Genomic DNA, 13,772 nt, shown 5'->3' with positions numbered 1-13,772 from the left:
TGAACCGGAACCGACAAGCGGACGTAGCTCAGTTGGTAGAGCGCAACCTTGCCAAGGTTGAGGTCGCCAGTTCGAACCTGGTCGTCCGCTCGCAGAAGGTGGGGGATCTTCCCGAACCCCCACCCCTGGTGGAGTGGCCGAGAGGCGAGGCAACGGCCTGCAAAGCCGTCTACACGGGTTCAAATCCCGTCTCCACCTCCAAGGACGATTAGCTCAGCGGGAGAGCACTTCCCTGACACGGAAGGGGTCACTGGTTCAATCCCAGTATCGTCCACCGGTCCGCAAGGACCCCCGCGCGATTAGCTCAGCGGGAGAGCGCTTCCCTGACACGGAAGAGGTCACTGGTTCAATCCCAGTATCGCGCACGCAGTACACGCAGGGTCACCCTGCGCGATTAGCTCAGCGGGAGAGCGCTTCCCTGACACGGAAGAGGTCACTGGTTCAATCCCAGTATCGCGCACAGTCCGAAGCCCCGGTCGTCTCGACGACCGGGGCTTCGTCGTTTCCGTACCCGCCCGCGTCGCGGCCCGGACGGGTGGCATCCGGGCCGCGACGCGGGACGGACCGGGTCAGGACGAGAAGAGCATCCGGCCGAAGCTCTTCTGCCGGTAGTGGCCGTGGTGACCGCCGCCGTGGTGCTGCTGCTGGTGTGGGGCGCCCCAGGCGGGCGCGGGGGCGGACGGGTAGGCCTGCGGGGCGGGCGGCGGGGGCGGAGCCTGCTGCGTCCACTGCGCTTCCATGCGCGTCAGGGACTCCAGCTCGCCGTAGTCCAGGAATATCCCCCGGCAGCCGCTGCACTGCTCGATCTGAATGCCGTTGCGGTTGTACGTGTGCATCGGTGCGTGGCACTTGGGACACTGCATGTTCGGGCTCACTCCTCGCCGTCGGTTAGCCGTCGCCGGAATGCGTGCCCGCCGACGGTCGGTTCACCCTACGACGCGGACTCGGCGGCCAACTCGGGCGGGAGAGCGGCAATTCGGGCACAGGCCTCGATCATCATCCCTTCCACCTCATCCGGATCCCGGTCCTGCGCGGCGGACTTGGCGAGGGCCAGTGCGGCGGTCTGTACGGTCAGGGCGCGGGCGGCGACGTCCAACTCGGGCCAGGGATCGCCCTGGGCGCGCAGCGCAGGCCCGCCGGCGGCGCGGTAGGCGCCCACGAAGCGGAACCAGACGTCGGGCGGCAGCAGCCCGGCCGCGTACCAGGCGGCGGGCCGGGCCAGGTCCCAGGTGGCGTCGCCGGTGCCCGCGTCGTCGACGTCGATCAGCAGCCAGCGGCCGGGCGGGGCCGGGTCCCGGACGAGCTGGCCCAGGTGCAGATCGCCGTGGCAGAGGAAGCGGGCCCGGTGCGCAGGGGCCGGGCCCTCGCCCCGGGCCCAGGCGGGCAGCCGCTGCCAGGCGGCGAGCACGGGGACGGTGGACGGCTCCCCGGGGCGTGCCGCGCGCATCCGGTCCACGGCCAGCGCTGCCTTCACGGGCCCCCGCATGACGGGAAGCGCGGAGGCGGGAGGCCGCCCGGCCGGAAGCGCGGAAGCCGGAGGCAAGGGAACCGGAAGCGCGGCCGGAGGCGCGGGGGCCGGGAACGCGGAAGCCGGGAGCCCCGTGCTGTGGAGGCGGGCCAGGAGCACGGCGGCCTCCTCCCACGGCGCCGCGTCCGGGTCCTGCGGGTCCACGGGCTCCCCGTGGGGCCACAGGGTGACCGGGCGGCCGTGGAGCTCGGTGAGGTACGGCGACAGCGGGGAGGGAGGCCCTGCGGCCGTCACCGGGGCTTTCGGTGGCGGTACGGGCAGGGGTGCGAGCAGGACGTCCGCCAGGGCGGGGCGGGCCGCCAGCGCGAGGCGTGCGGCCAGGGCGGCGGTGTCCGTACCGGGGGCGTGGGCCTTGGCGACGAACGCGCCGCTGCGGACCACAGTGCCGTCCGCGCGGTCCGCGAGCACGGCGGGCGGCGGGCAGTCGCAGCCGGCCGGGTCCGGGGCATGGGCCGCTTCGTGGGCGAGGGCGCCCAGCGCGCGTACGACTGCGGTGGTCACGGTCTCCCCCGGTGGCGCAGGATCTGCCGGTCCGGCCGGCGCCGTACCCGCCGAGGAGCGTACGCGGACCGCCCGCACCGGCCGATTCCCGGGCCCCGGTCACCTTGCCCGCCCGCGCGAAAGGCTTGCGAAAGGCTCCGGACAGCGCGATGTCCGGTCAGCTCCCCAGCTGACCGGACAAACGCTGCCGTCCGCCGCACCCCCGTCCCCACGGGGTTGTTGGCCGGATGTCCCGGTCCGAACCGCTCTTCCGGACCCGGGGCGCCGCTCAGCGCCCCAGCATCACGCCCACGGACGACGCCTGTGTGACCACCGCTTCCCAGCCGCCGAAGACGACTACGAGCAGGGCCGCCAGAGGAAGAACCATGACCGTCGCCACCAGCGGGTGGCGCTTTCCGGACGACGGACGGCTGCCGAACGAGGCATGAGCCTTGCGTCCCTGCGTGCGGATCATGCTCCGCGCTGCCGTGTCCGCCATGGTTCCTCTCCTGACCTGATGTGGAGCGGCGGGCGTTTGGCCTCGGGGGACGAGTGCGACGCCCGCCGCATGACTTCAACATTAGGTATCCGGCGGACGGGCGGCGTCATGCCCGCGTACCGAATGCCGGGCCTCCCGGAGGATGAGCCGTGGGTAGTCGGCGTACTCCCCTGGGTGGAGACGGACCTAGCGGACCTTGGGGTCATCCCCGAGTGGATGCTCGGAGGCGTCCTCCCTGGGTACTGGTTGTTCGACCAGGGCGAGCACCCTGGTCGCCATGAAGCGGGCGGTCCGCACCACTGAGCCGTTCCTCGTGACTTCACTCACTTCGACCACCCCCCGACGGACCGCTGTCTCCACCCGGCGGCCCGCTCTGGAGGCCACCACTTCGTAGGTACGGGTCGTGTCCCCGGCGTCCACGACTATCTCGACTCGATCGCCCTTCACTGATCCAATCCCCCTTCTGCGACGGACCTTTGAGATCTCGCACGGGCCGGGGAGCCTGGATCCGCGGCTCCCTGACCACTCCTCAAGTTTCTCACCCGGCACTGACAATCGATTCGACGGCGAGGGCGCGGCCTCTGAGCACCCCGGGCGGCGGGTACGTAAGCTGTGCCTCGTCAGGCGGACCAGGCAGCGGGGATGGGCAGACATGGCGATGATGCGGCTCCGGCGCGAGGACCCGCGTGTCGTCGGTTCGTTCAGGCTGCACCGGCGGCTCGGGGCGGGCGGCATGGGTGTCGTCTATCTCGGTTCGGACCGGCGCGGACAGCGGGTGGCGCTCAAGGTGATCCGCCCGGATCTGGCGGAGGACCAGGAGTTCCGTTCGCGGTTCGCCCGTGAGGTGTCCGCCGCCCGGCGGATCCGCGGCGGCTGCACGGCCCGGCTGGTGGCCGCCGATCTGGAGGCTGAGCGCCCGTGGTTCGCCACGCAGTACGTCCCGGGCCCCTCGCTGCACGACAAGGTGGCCGAGGAGGGCCCGCTGTCGGCCGCCGAGGTGGCCTCGATCGGCGCGGCGCTCTCCGAGGGTCTGGTGGCGGTGCACGAGGCGGGGGTCGTCCACCGCGACCTGAAGCCGTCGAACATCCTCCTCTCCCCCAAGGGCCCGCGGATCATCGACTTCGGGATCGCCTGGGCGACCGGTGCCTCCACCCTCACCCACGTGGGTACGGCGGTGGGGTCGCCCGGCTTCCTCGCCCCCGAGCAGGTGCGGGGTGCGGCGGTCACCCCCGCGACCGACGTCTTCTCGCTCGGCGCCACGCTGGCGTACGCGGCGATGGCCGATTCACCTTTCGGGCACGGCAGTTCCGAGGTGATGCTGTACCGCGTGGTACACGAGGAACCGCAGCTGTACGACGTGCACGACGCGCTCGCACCACTGGTGAGCGCCTGCCTGGCGAAGGACCCGGAGGAACGGCCGAGCACGCTCCAACTCTCCATGCGCCTCAAGGAGATCGCGGCTCGGGAGGCGCAGGGGCTGCACGAGAGCCGGCCCCCGGCCCAGCGCTCCGCGCAGGAGGCGGACCGGCCGACCGGCCGGCTCGATGACGCGTACACCGAGCAGCACACCCGGCGCGCACCCGGCCCCGCCCCGGTGTCGCGCCCGCAGAACCGGCAGACCGCGCCGCCTCGGCCCGCCTCGCCCCGAACCGGGGGCTCGCGCCCGGACCACCGGCCGCGCGGCACGACCGGTTCCGGCAAGCGCCCGCAGGGTGCGAACGGGACGAACGGCAGGCCGGGCACCCGGCCCGGCGCCCGTACGACCTCGACCGGACGGCGTCCGGCCAATCCCCGGCTGCTGCGGCAGCGGCTCGTGGTCTTCGTCGTGGTGACGCTGCTGGTGGCCCTGGGAATCGCAGCGGCCCAGGGCTGCCAGGGGCCGGCGCGCGGCCTCGGCGCGGGCCAGGGCGTGAACCCGGGACAGAGCCAGGGCCCGAGCGAGCAGTAGCCGACAACGCCGCAGATGTGCGTGCCGGCCCCCGCGAGCCCGGCACGATCCAGACGAGGGGCCTAGATCTCGGGGCGGCCGGTGGCCACCGCGTAGAAGGCGACCGCGGCCGCCGCGCCCACGTTCAGTGAGTCGACGCCGTGGGCCATCGGGATGCGGACCCACTCGTCGGCGGCGACCAGGGCCTGGGTGGACAGGCCGTCCCCCTCGGCCCCGAGCATCAGGGCCACCTGGTCCATCCGGTGCGGCGCCGCCTCCTCGATGCTGCTGGCCTTCTCGTCGGGCGTCAGGGCGAGCAGCTTGAAGCCCGCCTCCCGTACGGTCTCCAGAGCCTTGGGCCAGGTGTCGAGCCGGGCGTACGGGACGGAGAAGACCGCGCCCATCGAGACCTTGACCGAGCGCCGGTAGAGCGGGTCGGCGCAGTCCGGGGAGAGCAGGACGGCGTCCATGCCGAGGGCGGCGGCGCTGCGGAAGATCGCCCCGATGTTCGTGTGGTCGTTGACGGCCTCCATGACGACGACGCGGCGGGTGGTGCGCAGGAGTTCGTCGGCAGCGGGCAGCGGCTTGCGCTGCATGGACGCCAGTGCGCCGCGGTGCACGTGGTAGCCGGTGACGCGTTCGGCCAGCTCCGGGCTGACCGCGTACACGGGGGCCGGCACCTCGTCGATGACGTCGCGCATCAGGTCGACCCACTTCGCCGAGAGCAGCATGGACCGCATCTCGTAGCCGGCCTGCCTGGCGCGTCTGATCACCTTCTCGCCCTCGGCGATGAAGAGGCCCTCGGCGGGCTCTCGCCTGCGCCGGAGCTCGACGTCCGTCAGGCCGGTGTAGTCGCGCAGTCGGGGGTCGTCGGGGTCGTCGACGGTGATGAGATCAGCCACAGGTTGATACTGCCTTGTCCGGTGTGTGGTGCCAACGGTCTGGAGGAAGATCCGTTACCGATGGTTACTCGGCGGAACTTCCCGTGGTGGTCGTGCCGACCGCGACGACGTCTCCGATGACGATGACGGCCGGCGGGCGCACTTCCTCGGCCGCGGCCCGCTCACCGACGGTGGCGAGCGTCGCGTCGACGCGGCGCTGGGCGGCCGTGGTCCCTTCCTGGACGAGTGCGACCGGGGTGTCGGGGGCCTTGCCGTGGGCGATGAGCGCTCGGGCGATGGCGCCGATCTTGTCGACGGCCATCAGGAGGACCAGGGTTCCGCGCAGTTGGGCGACGGCCGCCCAGTCGACCAGCGAACGCTCGTCGTCGGGGGCGACATGGCCGCTGATGACGGTGAACTCGTGGGCGACCCCGCGGTGGGTGACCGGGATGCCGGCCGCACCCGGCACCGAGATCGAGCTGGAGATGCCGGGGACGACGGTGCACGGGATGCCCTCGGCGGCGAGCGCCTGGGCCTCTTCCATGCCGCGTCCGAAGACGAACGGGTCGCCGCCCTTGAGCCGGACGACGGCCTTGCCGGCCCTCGCGTGCTCGATCAGCGCGTTGTTGATCGCTTCCTGCGCCATGTAGCGGCCGTACGGGATCTTGGCGGCGTCGATCACCTCGACGTGCGGGGGCAGTTCGTCCAGCAGGTCGCGCGGGCCGAGCCGGTCCGCGATGACGACGTCGGCCTCGGCCAGGAGCCGGCGGCCTCGAACGGTGATCAGGTCGGGGTCGCCGGGGCCGCCGCCGACCAGGGCGACGCCGGGGGTCCGGGTGCGGTGGTGGGGCGCGGCGAGGGTGCCGTCGCGCAGGCCCTCGACGATGGCGTCGCGGACGGCGGCGGAGTGGCGCGGGTCGCGGCCCTGCCCGTCGGTGGTGAGCACGGCGACGGTGATGCCTTCGCTGCGGCCGGTGGCGGGGGTCCAGGCGGTGGCGGCGTCCGCGTCGTCGCTGCGGACGCACCAGGTGCGGGTGCGCTCGGCCTCGGCGGAGGCGGCGTCGTTGGCCGCGGTGTCGTCGGAGGCGATGAGGGCGTACCAGGTGTCCGTGAGGTCCCCGTCGGCGTAAACGCGGCGCTCCCAGCGGATCTCGCCCGCGTCGGCCATGGCCTCGACGGAGGCGGTGGCGGACGGCGACACGAGGACGATGTCCGCGCCGGCCGCGATGAGGGCGGGGAGTCGGCGCTGCGCGACCTGGCCGCCACCGACGACGACTACGCGGCGCCCGCTCAGGCGCAGTCCGACGGGGTACGCGGGGTGAACGGCGTGCTCGGCCATGGCGGTGCGGGCTCCTCGTGCGGTGCGGGGTGCGGGCCGCTGCGGCGGTGGAGCGGCTGTGACGTGCGGTTTCGTGGGACGGGGTGGAGCTGGGGTGGAGCGTGGCCCACGATACGGGGTGGGGGTCGCGGGGTGCGGTGGCCGCCCTCCGGGGGCTCCGCCCAGGACCCCGCGCCTCAAACGCCGGCGGGCTTGCCGTGCTCGGCCCGGCGGGGTGTGTGTCCGGCCCGGCGGGGCTTGTCGTGCCCGGCCCATCAAGGCGCGGGGGTGCGGGGGCGGCGCCCCCGGAGCCCCCGCTGCCGCGTGCTACTTCTCCGTGACGCCGGCCGAGTCGAACGTCGCCACCTCGTGCATCGCGCGGGCCGCGCTCTGCACGATGGGCAGCGCCAGGAGTGCGCCCGTGCCCTCACCCAGGCGCAGGTCCAGGTCGACCAGCGGACGCAGGCCCAGCTTGTTGAGCGCGGCGACGTGGCCGGGTTCGGCGCTGCGGTGGCCCGCGACGCAGGCCGCCAGGGCTTCCGGCGCGATGGCACGGGCCACCAGGGCCGCGGCGCCCGCGCTGACGCCGTCGAGGATGACCGGCGTACGGAGCGAGGCCCCGCCGAGCAGGAAGCCGGCCATCGCGGCGTGTTCCAGGCCTCCGACGGCAGCGAGCACGCCGATCGGGTCGGCCGGGTCCGGCCGGTGCAGGTCCAGCGCACGGCGGACGACGTCGACCTTGCGGGCGTGCATCTCGTCGTTGATGCCGGTACCGCGACCGGTCACCTCCGCCGCGTCCATCCCCGTGTACACGCAGATCAGGGCGGCCGAGGCGGTTGTGTTGGCGATGCCCATCTCACCGGTGAGCAGGCCCTTGTTGCCTGCCGCGACCAGATCGCGGGCGGTCTCGATGCCGACCTCGATCGCCGCGAGGACCTCCTCTCGGGTGAGCGCGGGGCCGGTGGTGAAGTCGGCCGTCCCGGCTCGCACCTTGCGGGGCAGCAGGCCCGGGGTCGCGGGCAGCTCAGAGGCGACGCCCACGTCGACCACACATACCTCGGCGCCGACCTGAGCCGCGAAGGCGTTGCAGACCGCGCCGCCGCCGAGGAAGTTGGCGACCATCTGGCCGGTCACCTCCTGGGGCCAGGCAGTGACGCCCTGGGCGTGCACCCCGTGGTCGCCCGCGAAGATCGCGACGGCCGCGGGCTCCGGGATCGGCGGCGGGCACATCCGGGAGAGCCCGGACAACTGCGCCGAGATGATCTCCAGCATGCCGAGCGCACCGGCCGGCTTGGTCATCCGCTTCTGGCGTTCCCAGGCCTCGCCGAGTGCCTTGGCGTCCAGCGGCCGGATGTTGGAGATGGTCTCCTGCAGCAGGTCGTGCGGCTCCTCGCCGGGCAGGGCGCGGCGGCCGTACGTCTCCTCGTGGACGACCCACGACAGCGGGCGGCGCTTGGACCAGCCCGCCTGCATCAGCTCGGGCTCCTCCGGGAACTCGTCCACGTAACCGACGCAGAGGTAGGCGACGACTTCGAGGTGCTCGGGCAGTCCGAGCGAACGGACCATCTCGCGCTCGTCGAAGAAGCTGACCCAGCCGACGCCGAGCCCTTCGGCCCGCGCGGCGAGCCAGAGGTTCTCGACCGCGAGCGCCGAGGAGTACGGGGCCATCTGCGGCTGGGTGTGCCGGCCGAGGGTGTGGCGGCCGCCGCGGGTGGGGTCGGCGGTGACGACGATGTTGACCGGGGTCTCGAGGATCGCCTCGATCTTCAGTTCCTTGAACTGCTTGGCCCGCGCCTTGGGGAGCGACTTGGCGTACGCGTCGCGCTGGCGCTGCGCCAGTTCGTGCATGGAACGGCGGGTCTCCGCGGAACGGATGACGACGAAGTCCCAGGGCTGCGAGTGCCCGACGCTGGGCGCGGTGTGCGCCGCCTCCAGGACGCGCAGCAGGACCTCGTGCGGGACCGGATCGCTACGGAAACCGTTGCGGATGTCGCGGCGTTCACGCATGACGCGCAGTACGGCCTCGCGCTCGGCATCGTCGTAGCCGGGCGCCGGCGGCGAGGTGACGGGCGCTTCCTCGGCCTCAGGTGCCTCAGGTGCTTCGTGCGCCTCAGGTGCTTCGACGGTCCCGGGCGCCTCGGGCGCATCCGGCGCGTCCGGCGCGTCCGGCGCGTCCTCGGTACGGACGGCGTCCACGGGCTCCGGCAGTACGGCCTCGGGCTGTACCGGCTCCGTAGCGCTCTGCGGTGCGGACTGCTCGGGCCGCACGACGGCGTGCCCGGTCTCCGGCACCTGTACCGGTGCGGCTTCGGTGCTGTCCGTCAGGTCAGGGGTCTCGATGACCTCGGGGCCCGCCTCCGCCTCGGGCGCGGGCTCCACCACTGCCGCACCGGCGGGCTCCGCCACCTCCGCGGCCTCGGGAGCCACGGGCTCCATGGCGATCGCTCGGGCCTCGGCAGCGGGCTCCACGACCGCCTCCGGCTCCTCCGGCTGTTCGACGACCGACGCGGTGGCCGGCTGCGGGGCGGTCGGCAGCGAACCCTGCACCGGCACGAACCCGTCCAGGGAGGCACCGTCCTGCGCGGGCTCCACCGGCGGCGCGTCGACCGGTGCCGGGACTGCCGGAGTCACCTCGGCGGTCGCCACCTCGGCGGTCGCAACGTCGGCGGTCGCCACGTCGGCGGGAGCCACCTCGATGGGCGCCGCCTCCGCCGGTGCGGCTTCGACAACCGGAGTCTCGGCCACCGGCATGTCAGTAACCGGCGCTTCGGCAACGGGTACATCGGCAACCGGGAATTCAGCGGCCGGTACTTCGACAACCGGCTCAACCGGTGCCGGCGCGGGCTCCTGCTCCTGCTCCGGCAGGGCCTCGGCCGGAGCAGAGTCTGCCGGGCTCTCGGCCACCACCGGTACGGCGACGGGCTCCTCGGCCACGACCGGCTCGGGAGCGGGCGCCGCTGCGGGCTCGACGGGCTGCTCGACCGGCACGGGCTCGGCGGCGGCCTCCGGGACGACCGTTTCTGCTTCTGCCTGCGGCTCCTGCGCCACCGCCGGTGCGGCGGCCTGCTGCGGGGCCTGGGCGACCCACTGGTTCACGCCCTGCGGCGGGATCTCGCCGAGCTGCGGGCCCGGCAGCGCGGCCGACTCCTCGGCCGTCAGCTCGAAGTACTCGGGTTCGGCGGTGGCCGGTCCCGCGTGCCGTGCGGGCGCGGGGGCGGGTGCCTGGGCCTGGGGCTGCGGCGTACCCGCGGGCCCCCGGTCGGCGAGCGAACGGACCACGCCGCCGCCCGACGTACCGCCGTATCCCGGCTCGGGCGAGGCCGGGCCGCGGTGCAGCGGCCGGCGCACGGGCGCCTGGGCCACCGGCACCTGGGCCTGCGCCGGTGCGGGGACGGGCGACGGGATGCGTACGCCGCTGAGGTCGACCGCGCCGGAGTCACGGCCGCCGGACTCGTGGGTCCCCGGGCCGGCCGGCGGAAGCGGCTCGGCGGGAGCCTGCATGGCGTAGGCGGGCACCTGGACCTGTGCCTGCTCCTGAAGCCGCACGGGGCCCTGGGCCGGTACCGCGCCCTGGCTCTGCGACGGGTTGCTGTCGCCCGCCGGCCGCGGCTGGTAACCGCCCTGCTCGGGCAGGGCGGCCTGCGGCTCGCTCCAGGCGCCCTGGGGGCTGGGCATCAGCAGAAGGTCGTCGTCCTCGGGAGCTTGCTCGGAGGGATCGAGGAAGGTGTAGCCGTCCGGGGCGGGGACGCCCGGCTGCTCCACCATGCCTGCGTTCTCCGGCAGTCCCTCGCCCGGGATCTGGCCGGTGTCACTCATGCGTACCCCTCGCCCATCGTCAGTGCTCCTTCGGCCCATCGCCCGGGACGCCCGAACACGGCACACAGGCACTCGTCCAGTGGAACGAGCCGGCGCGCCGCGCGGCACGAAACGGTCGCGGACATACTGCATTCTCGCGGTCGTTCGCCGCCGCGGCAGCTCATTTCGCCACGGCTCGCTGTGGACTGCGCCACGTTGCGCATCCCCCGGTCCCGCCGTACCACAACGGGGGCCAAAACGGTCCCCTTTTCCGGACATTGACGAACGAAGCGACGATGATCCGGGCGCGGTGCAACGATCGGCCAGCCTACCTCCCGCCGTGTGCGGGCAGGGTCAGGGGGCGAGGTCCGAACGCAGTGCGGACAGCAGGAAGACGACCGAGCGTTCGCGCTCCGACCATGCGGACGTGTCGAGTTCGACGGACTGCAGGAGCGAGCAGGAGACCGTGTATCCGTTCTCGGCGAGGGCGGCGCCCAGTGCCTCCGCCTCGTCCCGGGTCGAGGCATGGGTCACGATCCGCTCCGGCCTGCGGGCGGCGACGGCGGTGACGACGGGTACGCCGCCGCCCCCGATCCTTACGACATCGGGCTCGGGCAGCCGTTCCAGCACGTGCGGGGCGCGCCCCTGGACCACCTGGAGCTGGACGCCGAAGGACCGTGCCGCCGCCGCGGTGCGGGCGCAGGCGTCCCGGTCGCTGTCGACGGCCAGGACGGCGGCGCCGAACCGGGCCGCCTCCACCGCCAGGGCGCCGCTGCCGGAGCCGATGTCCCAGACCAGGTCGCCGGTCCTGGGGCCGAGGTGGGCGAGTTGGGCGGCGCGCAGTCCGGGGGTCTCGCCCTCGCCGCTCTCCCCCGCGGGGCCCGGTCCGTCCCCCCGGTAGGCGTCGGCGGGCAGCGCCCAGCCGCGTACGCCCTGGGGGTAGGCGGGGTGGCGGCCCGCGATCCACGCTCCGTCGGCCCGCTGTTCGGGGCCGCCGCCGATGACGATGACGACGTTGGGGTCGCGCCAGACGTGGTCGGCGGCCTTCTCGGAGGTGACGACGGTAACCTGTTCGCGGGTGGTGCCGAGTTCCTCGCAGATGACGAACGTACGGTGGACGCCTTCGAGCAGCAGCGCGAGTTCGGCGGGTCCGGCACCGGGCGAGGTGAGGACGGCGACCTTGTGGTGGGCCCGGCAGACGTTCACCGCGCGGCGCAGGTTGCGGGGGTGGGCCACGACGGTCTGGGCGTCCTCCCAGGGCATACCGGCGCGGGCGAAGGCGGTGGCGACGGCGGAGACGGCGGGCACCACTTCGACTTCGAGGCCGTGCTCGGGCGCGCGCAGACTGCGTACGACTCCGAAGAACCCCGGGTCGCCGTCGGCGAGGACCACGGCGCTGCCGCGGTGGCCGGCGATCCGCCGGGCGGCCAGGTCGATCGAGCCGAGCCGGATCCGTTCCGCGCCGGGCGGCACTTCGGGCAGTGCGAGGTGGTGGGCGGCTCCGGCGACGAGGGTGGCGGCCGAGAGCGCGGCGGTGGCCGCTCGGTTGAGTGGTGAGCCGTCCCAGCCGATCACAGTGACCCGGTCGGCCATCTTTCGTCAGTCTCCTGGAGTTGTCGCAGGCGGGGCTGGTCGCCCCGGGGCGGTCACGGCGGGATCACCCGGTCCGTGCCGGTGCGGGCCGAGCGGGGGAAGGGTCAGTTCCAGTCGTTGTACGTACCGTATCCACCGGCGTCGGCGAGCTGCTCGGCGACTCCCTCCAGGTCCTCGGGGAGCAGGCCCCAGACGATCAGGTCGGTCCTGATGTCGGCCCATCCGCCGTCCTCGGTCTGCGAGCGGGCTATCCGGGCGTTGCGCAGGATGCCCTCGCTGATGCAGCCGAGCTTCTGGGCGACCTGCTGGGAGGCGGTGTTGTCCGCGGCGGTGCGCAGCTCTATCCGCTCGAAGCCCTGGTCGCGGAAGAGCCACTGGGCGAGGGCCAGCACGGACTCGGTGGCGTATCCCTCGCCGCGCGCCCAGGGGGCGGTGATGTAGGCGGCCTCGGCGGCCAGGGTCCGCCAGTCGGTGTTGTGCAGCCGGACCGAGCCGACGAGGCGCTGGGTGAGGAACTCGGTGACGGCGAAGACGATGCCGTCACCCTTGGTGCGCTGCGCGGGAGCGATCCTGCGGACCCAGCGCTCGGCGTCGACCTGGGTGTAGGGCTGGGGTGCCTCGGTCCAGGCGGTGACGAGTTCGTCATTCATCATCTCGATGTACGCGGGGATGTCCGCCATGTCGAAGGGGCGCAGCACCAACCGATCCGTGCTGATGGAGATATCCGGAAAGGTGGAAGTCATGCGCAGCTCCATGCCGAAGACCGTGTAAAGGCACAGCATGCAGCATCGGGCCGGACCTGTGCATGGGCGGGTCCGCACGGCGGAGCCCCGCACACCCGGGCGGGGTGTGCGGGGCTCGTCGGGCAAATGCCGTGCGGGGGTCAGGACTTGGCTGCGGATCCGAAGGCCGGGATGACCGAGCCCTGGTAGCTGTCCTGGATGAACTTCTTGACCTCGTCGGAGTGCAGGAGCTTCACGAGCTTCTGGACGCGGGGGTCCTTCTCGTTGCCCTTCTTCACGGCGACGATGTTGGCGTACGGGTTGCCGTCGGCCTTCTCGATCGCGAGGGCGTCGGTGGCGGGCTTGAGCTTGGCCTCGATGGCGTAGTTGCCGTTGATGACGGCGGCGTCCACGTCGTTCAGGGCGCGGGGGACGGTCGCGGCCTCCAGCTCCTTGAACTTGAGGCCCTTCTTGTCGGTGATGTCGCTCAGCTTGGCGCTGGTGCCGACGCCGTCCTTGAGGGTGATCAGGCCGTTGCCGGCGAGCAGCTGGAGTGCGCGGCCCTCGTTGGTGGTGTCGTTGGGCACGGCGATGGTCTGGCCGGGCTTGATGTCGTCGGCCTTCTTGACCTTCTTGGAGTAGAGGCCGAGGGGCTCCAGGTGCACGGTCCCGACGGAGACCAGGTGGGTGTTGTTCTTCTTGTTGAAGTCGTCGAGGTAGGGCTGGTGCTGGAAGAAGTTGGCGTCGACCTGGCCGGTCTCGGTGGCGGTATTCGGCAGGACGTAGTCCGTGAACTCCTTGACCTCCAGCTTGAGGCCGGCCTTCTGCGCCAGGTTCTTCTTGACGAAGTCCAGGATGTCGGCGTGCGGCGTCGGGGACGCGGCGACGACGAGGGCCTTGGAGGTGTCGGCCTTGGCTCCGGTCTCGCTCTTGGATGCCGGGTCGGAGTCCGTGCCGCAGGCGGTGAGGCCGAAGGCGAGGGCGGCGGTGGCGGCGGCAGCTGCGGTGATCTTGATGTTCTTGCGCACG

11 protein-coding genes and 5 tRNA genes are annotated in these 13,772 nt (G+C 72.8%); 6 read left to right on the top strand and 10 right to left on the bottom strand.

The features are described 5' to 3' along the window. Nucleotides 1-17: 17 nt before the first annotated feature. The 5 genes from ACGFU6_RS34925 (at nt 18) to ACGFU6_RS34905 (ending at nt 460) form a co-directional block, all read left to right on the top strand. Nucleotides 18-90: transfer RNA gene (locus tag ACGFU6_RS34925), tRNA-Gly, on the top strand. 37 nt (nt 91-127) lie between these two features. Next, a tRNA-Cys gene (locus ACGFU6_RS34920) sits at nt 128-201 on the top strand. A gap of 1 nt (nt 202) precedes the next feature. Beyond that, nucleotides 203-274 (top strand) — tRNA-Val (locus ACGFU6_RS34915). 19 nt (nt 275-293) lie between these two features. Beyond that, nucleotides 294-365 (top strand) — tRNA-Val (locus tag ACGFU6_RS34910). Between the two features lie 23 nt (nt 366-388). Further along, nucleotides 389-460: transfer RNA gene (locus ACGFU6_RS34905), tRNA-Val, on the top strand. A gap of 109 nt (nt 461-569) precedes the next feature. Here ACGFU6_RS34905 and ACGFU6_RS34900 read toward each other — a convergent pair. The 4 genes from ACGFU6_RS34900 to ACGFU6_RS34885 all read right to left on the bottom strand — a co-directional run bounded on the left by ACGFU6_RS34900 (nt 570) and on the right by ACGFU6_RS34885 (nt 2,954). After that, a complete protein-coding gene (locus ACGFU6_RS34900) occupies nt 570-863 on the bottom strand; it encodes a zf-TFIIB domain-containing protein (protein WP_123528271.1) in 294 nt (97 codons plus the stop codon). A gap of 68 nt (nt 864-931) precedes the next feature. After that, nucleotides 932-2,029 carry a phosphotransferase gene (locus tag ACGFU6_RS34895; RefSeq protein WP_393616593.1) on the bottom strand — a complete coding sequence of 366 codons (1,098 nt, stop codon included), beginning with the start codon at nt 2,027-2,029 and terminating at the stop codon, nt 932-934. A gap of 268 nt (nt 2,030-2,297) precedes the next feature. After that, on the bottom strand, nt 2,298-2,507 hold the full coding sequence (locus ACGFU6_RS34890; RefSeq protein WP_393616592.1) for a hypothetical protein: 210 nt from the start codon (nt 2,505-2,507) through the stop codon (nt 2,298-2,300). 186 nt (nt 2,508-2,693) lie between these two features. Then, nucleotides 2,694-2,954 carry a hypothetical protein gene (locus ACGFU6_RS34885; protein ID WP_393616591.1) on the bottom strand — a complete coding sequence of 87 codons (261 nt, stop codon included), beginning with the start codon at nt 2,952-2,954 and terminating at the stop codon, nt 2,694-2,696. A gap of 205 nt (nt 2,955-3,159) precedes the next feature. Here ACGFU6_RS34885 and ACGFU6_RS34880 point away from each other — a divergent pair, with 205 nt between their 5' ends. Next, on the top strand, nt 3,160-4,455 hold the full coding sequence (locus ACGFU6_RS34880; protein WP_393616590.1) for a protein kinase: 1,296 nt from the start codon (nt 3,160-3,162) through the stop codon (nt 4,453-4,455). 62 nt (nt 4,456-4,517) lie between these two features. On the opposite strand, the gene ACGFU6_RS34875 is transcribed toward ACGFU6_RS34880, so the two are convergent. From ACGFU6_RS34875 to ACGFU6_RS34850, 6 genes are all read right to left on the bottom strand, one after another. Next, complete coding sequence (locus ACGFU6_RS34875; protein WP_393616589.1) at nt 4,518-5,336, bottom strand: TrmH family RNA methyltransferase; 819 nt, start codon at nt 5,334-5,336, stop codon at nt 4,518-4,520. A gap of 64 nt (nt 5,337-5,400) precedes the next feature. Then, the gene (cobA, locus tag ACGFU6_RS34870; protein ID WP_393616588.1) at nt 5,401-6,654 is read right to left on the bottom strand and encodes a uroporphyrinogen-III C-methyltransferase; all 1,254 of its coding nucleotides are present in this window, start codon (nt 6,652-6,654) and stop codon (nt 5,401-5,403) included. Between the two features lie 306 nt (nt 6,655-6,960). Next, nucleotides 6,961-10,449 carry a nicotinate-nucleotide--dimethylbenzimidazole phosphoribosyltransferase gene (gene cobT / locus ACGFU6_RS34865; RefSeq protein ID WP_393616587.1) on the bottom strand — a complete coding sequence of 1,163 codons (3,489 nt, stop codon included), beginning with the start codon at nt 10,447-10,449 and terminating at the stop codon, nt 6,961-6,963. Between the two features lie 333 nt (nt 10,450-10,782). Beyond that, entirely contained in the window at nt 10,783-12,021 is a 1,239-nt protein-coding gene (gene cbiE / locus ACGFU6_RS34860) for a precorrin-6y C5,15-methyltransferase (decarboxylating) subunit CbiE (protein ID WP_393616586.1), read from the bottom strand. 104 nt (nt 12,022-12,125) lie between these two features. Continuing rightward, nucleotides 12,126-12,803, bottom strand: a complete 678-nt coding sequence (locus ACGFU6_RS34855) for a GNAT family N-acetyltransferase (RefSeq protein ID WP_393616585.1) — start codon at nt 12,801-12,803, stop codon at nt 12,126-12,128. 101 nt (nt 12,804-12,904) lie between these two features. Continuing rightward, the gene (locus ACGFU6_RS34850) at nt 12,905-13,771 is read right to left on the bottom strand and encodes a MetQ/NlpA family ABC transporter substrate-binding protein (RefSeq protein WP_393616584.1); all 867 of its coding nucleotides are present in this window, start codon (nt 13,769-13,771) and stop codon (nt 12,905-12,907) included. Nucleotide 13,772 lies beyond the last annotated feature (1 nt).

Origin of the sequence: Streptomyces sp. NPDC048462, from assembly GCF_043200175.1 — a bacterium.
Taxonomy (GTDB): domain Bacteria; phylum Actinomycetota; class Actinomycetes; order Streptomycetales; family Streptomycetaceae; genus Streptomyces.
This window is presented reverse-complemented; position numbering and strand designations above follow the sequence as displayed.

Bases quoted from the DNA above. Each gene is read 5' to 3' on its own strand.
- ACGFU6_RS34900 (WP_123528271.1), bottom strand. From the start codon at position 863: ATGCAGTGTCCCAAGTGCCACGCACCGATGCACACGTACAACCGCAAC.
- ACGFU6_RS34890 (WP_393616592.1), bottom strand. From the start codon at position 2,507: ATGGCGGACACGGCAGCGCGGAGCATGATCCGCACGCAGGGACGCAAG.
- ACGFU6_RS34880 (WP_393616590.1), top strand. From the start codon at position 3,160: ATGGCGATGATGCGGCTCCGGCGCGAGGACCCGCGTGTCGTCGGTTCG.
- cobA (WP_393616588.1), bottom strand. From the start codon at position 6,654: ATGGCCGAGCACGCCGTTCACCCCGCGTACCCCGTCGGACTGCGCCTG.
- cobT (WP_393616587.1), bottom strand. From the start codon at position 10,449: ATGAGTGACACCGGCCAGATCCCGGGCGAGGGACTGCCGGAGAACGCA.
- cbiE (WP_393616586.1), bottom strand. From the start codon at position 12,021: ATGGCCGACCGGGTCACTGTGATCGGCTGGGACGGCTCACCACTCAAC.
- ACGFU6_RS34855 (WP_393616585.1), bottom strand. From the start codon at position 12,803: ATGCTGTGCCTTTACACGGTCTTCGGCATGGAGCTGCGCATGACTTCC.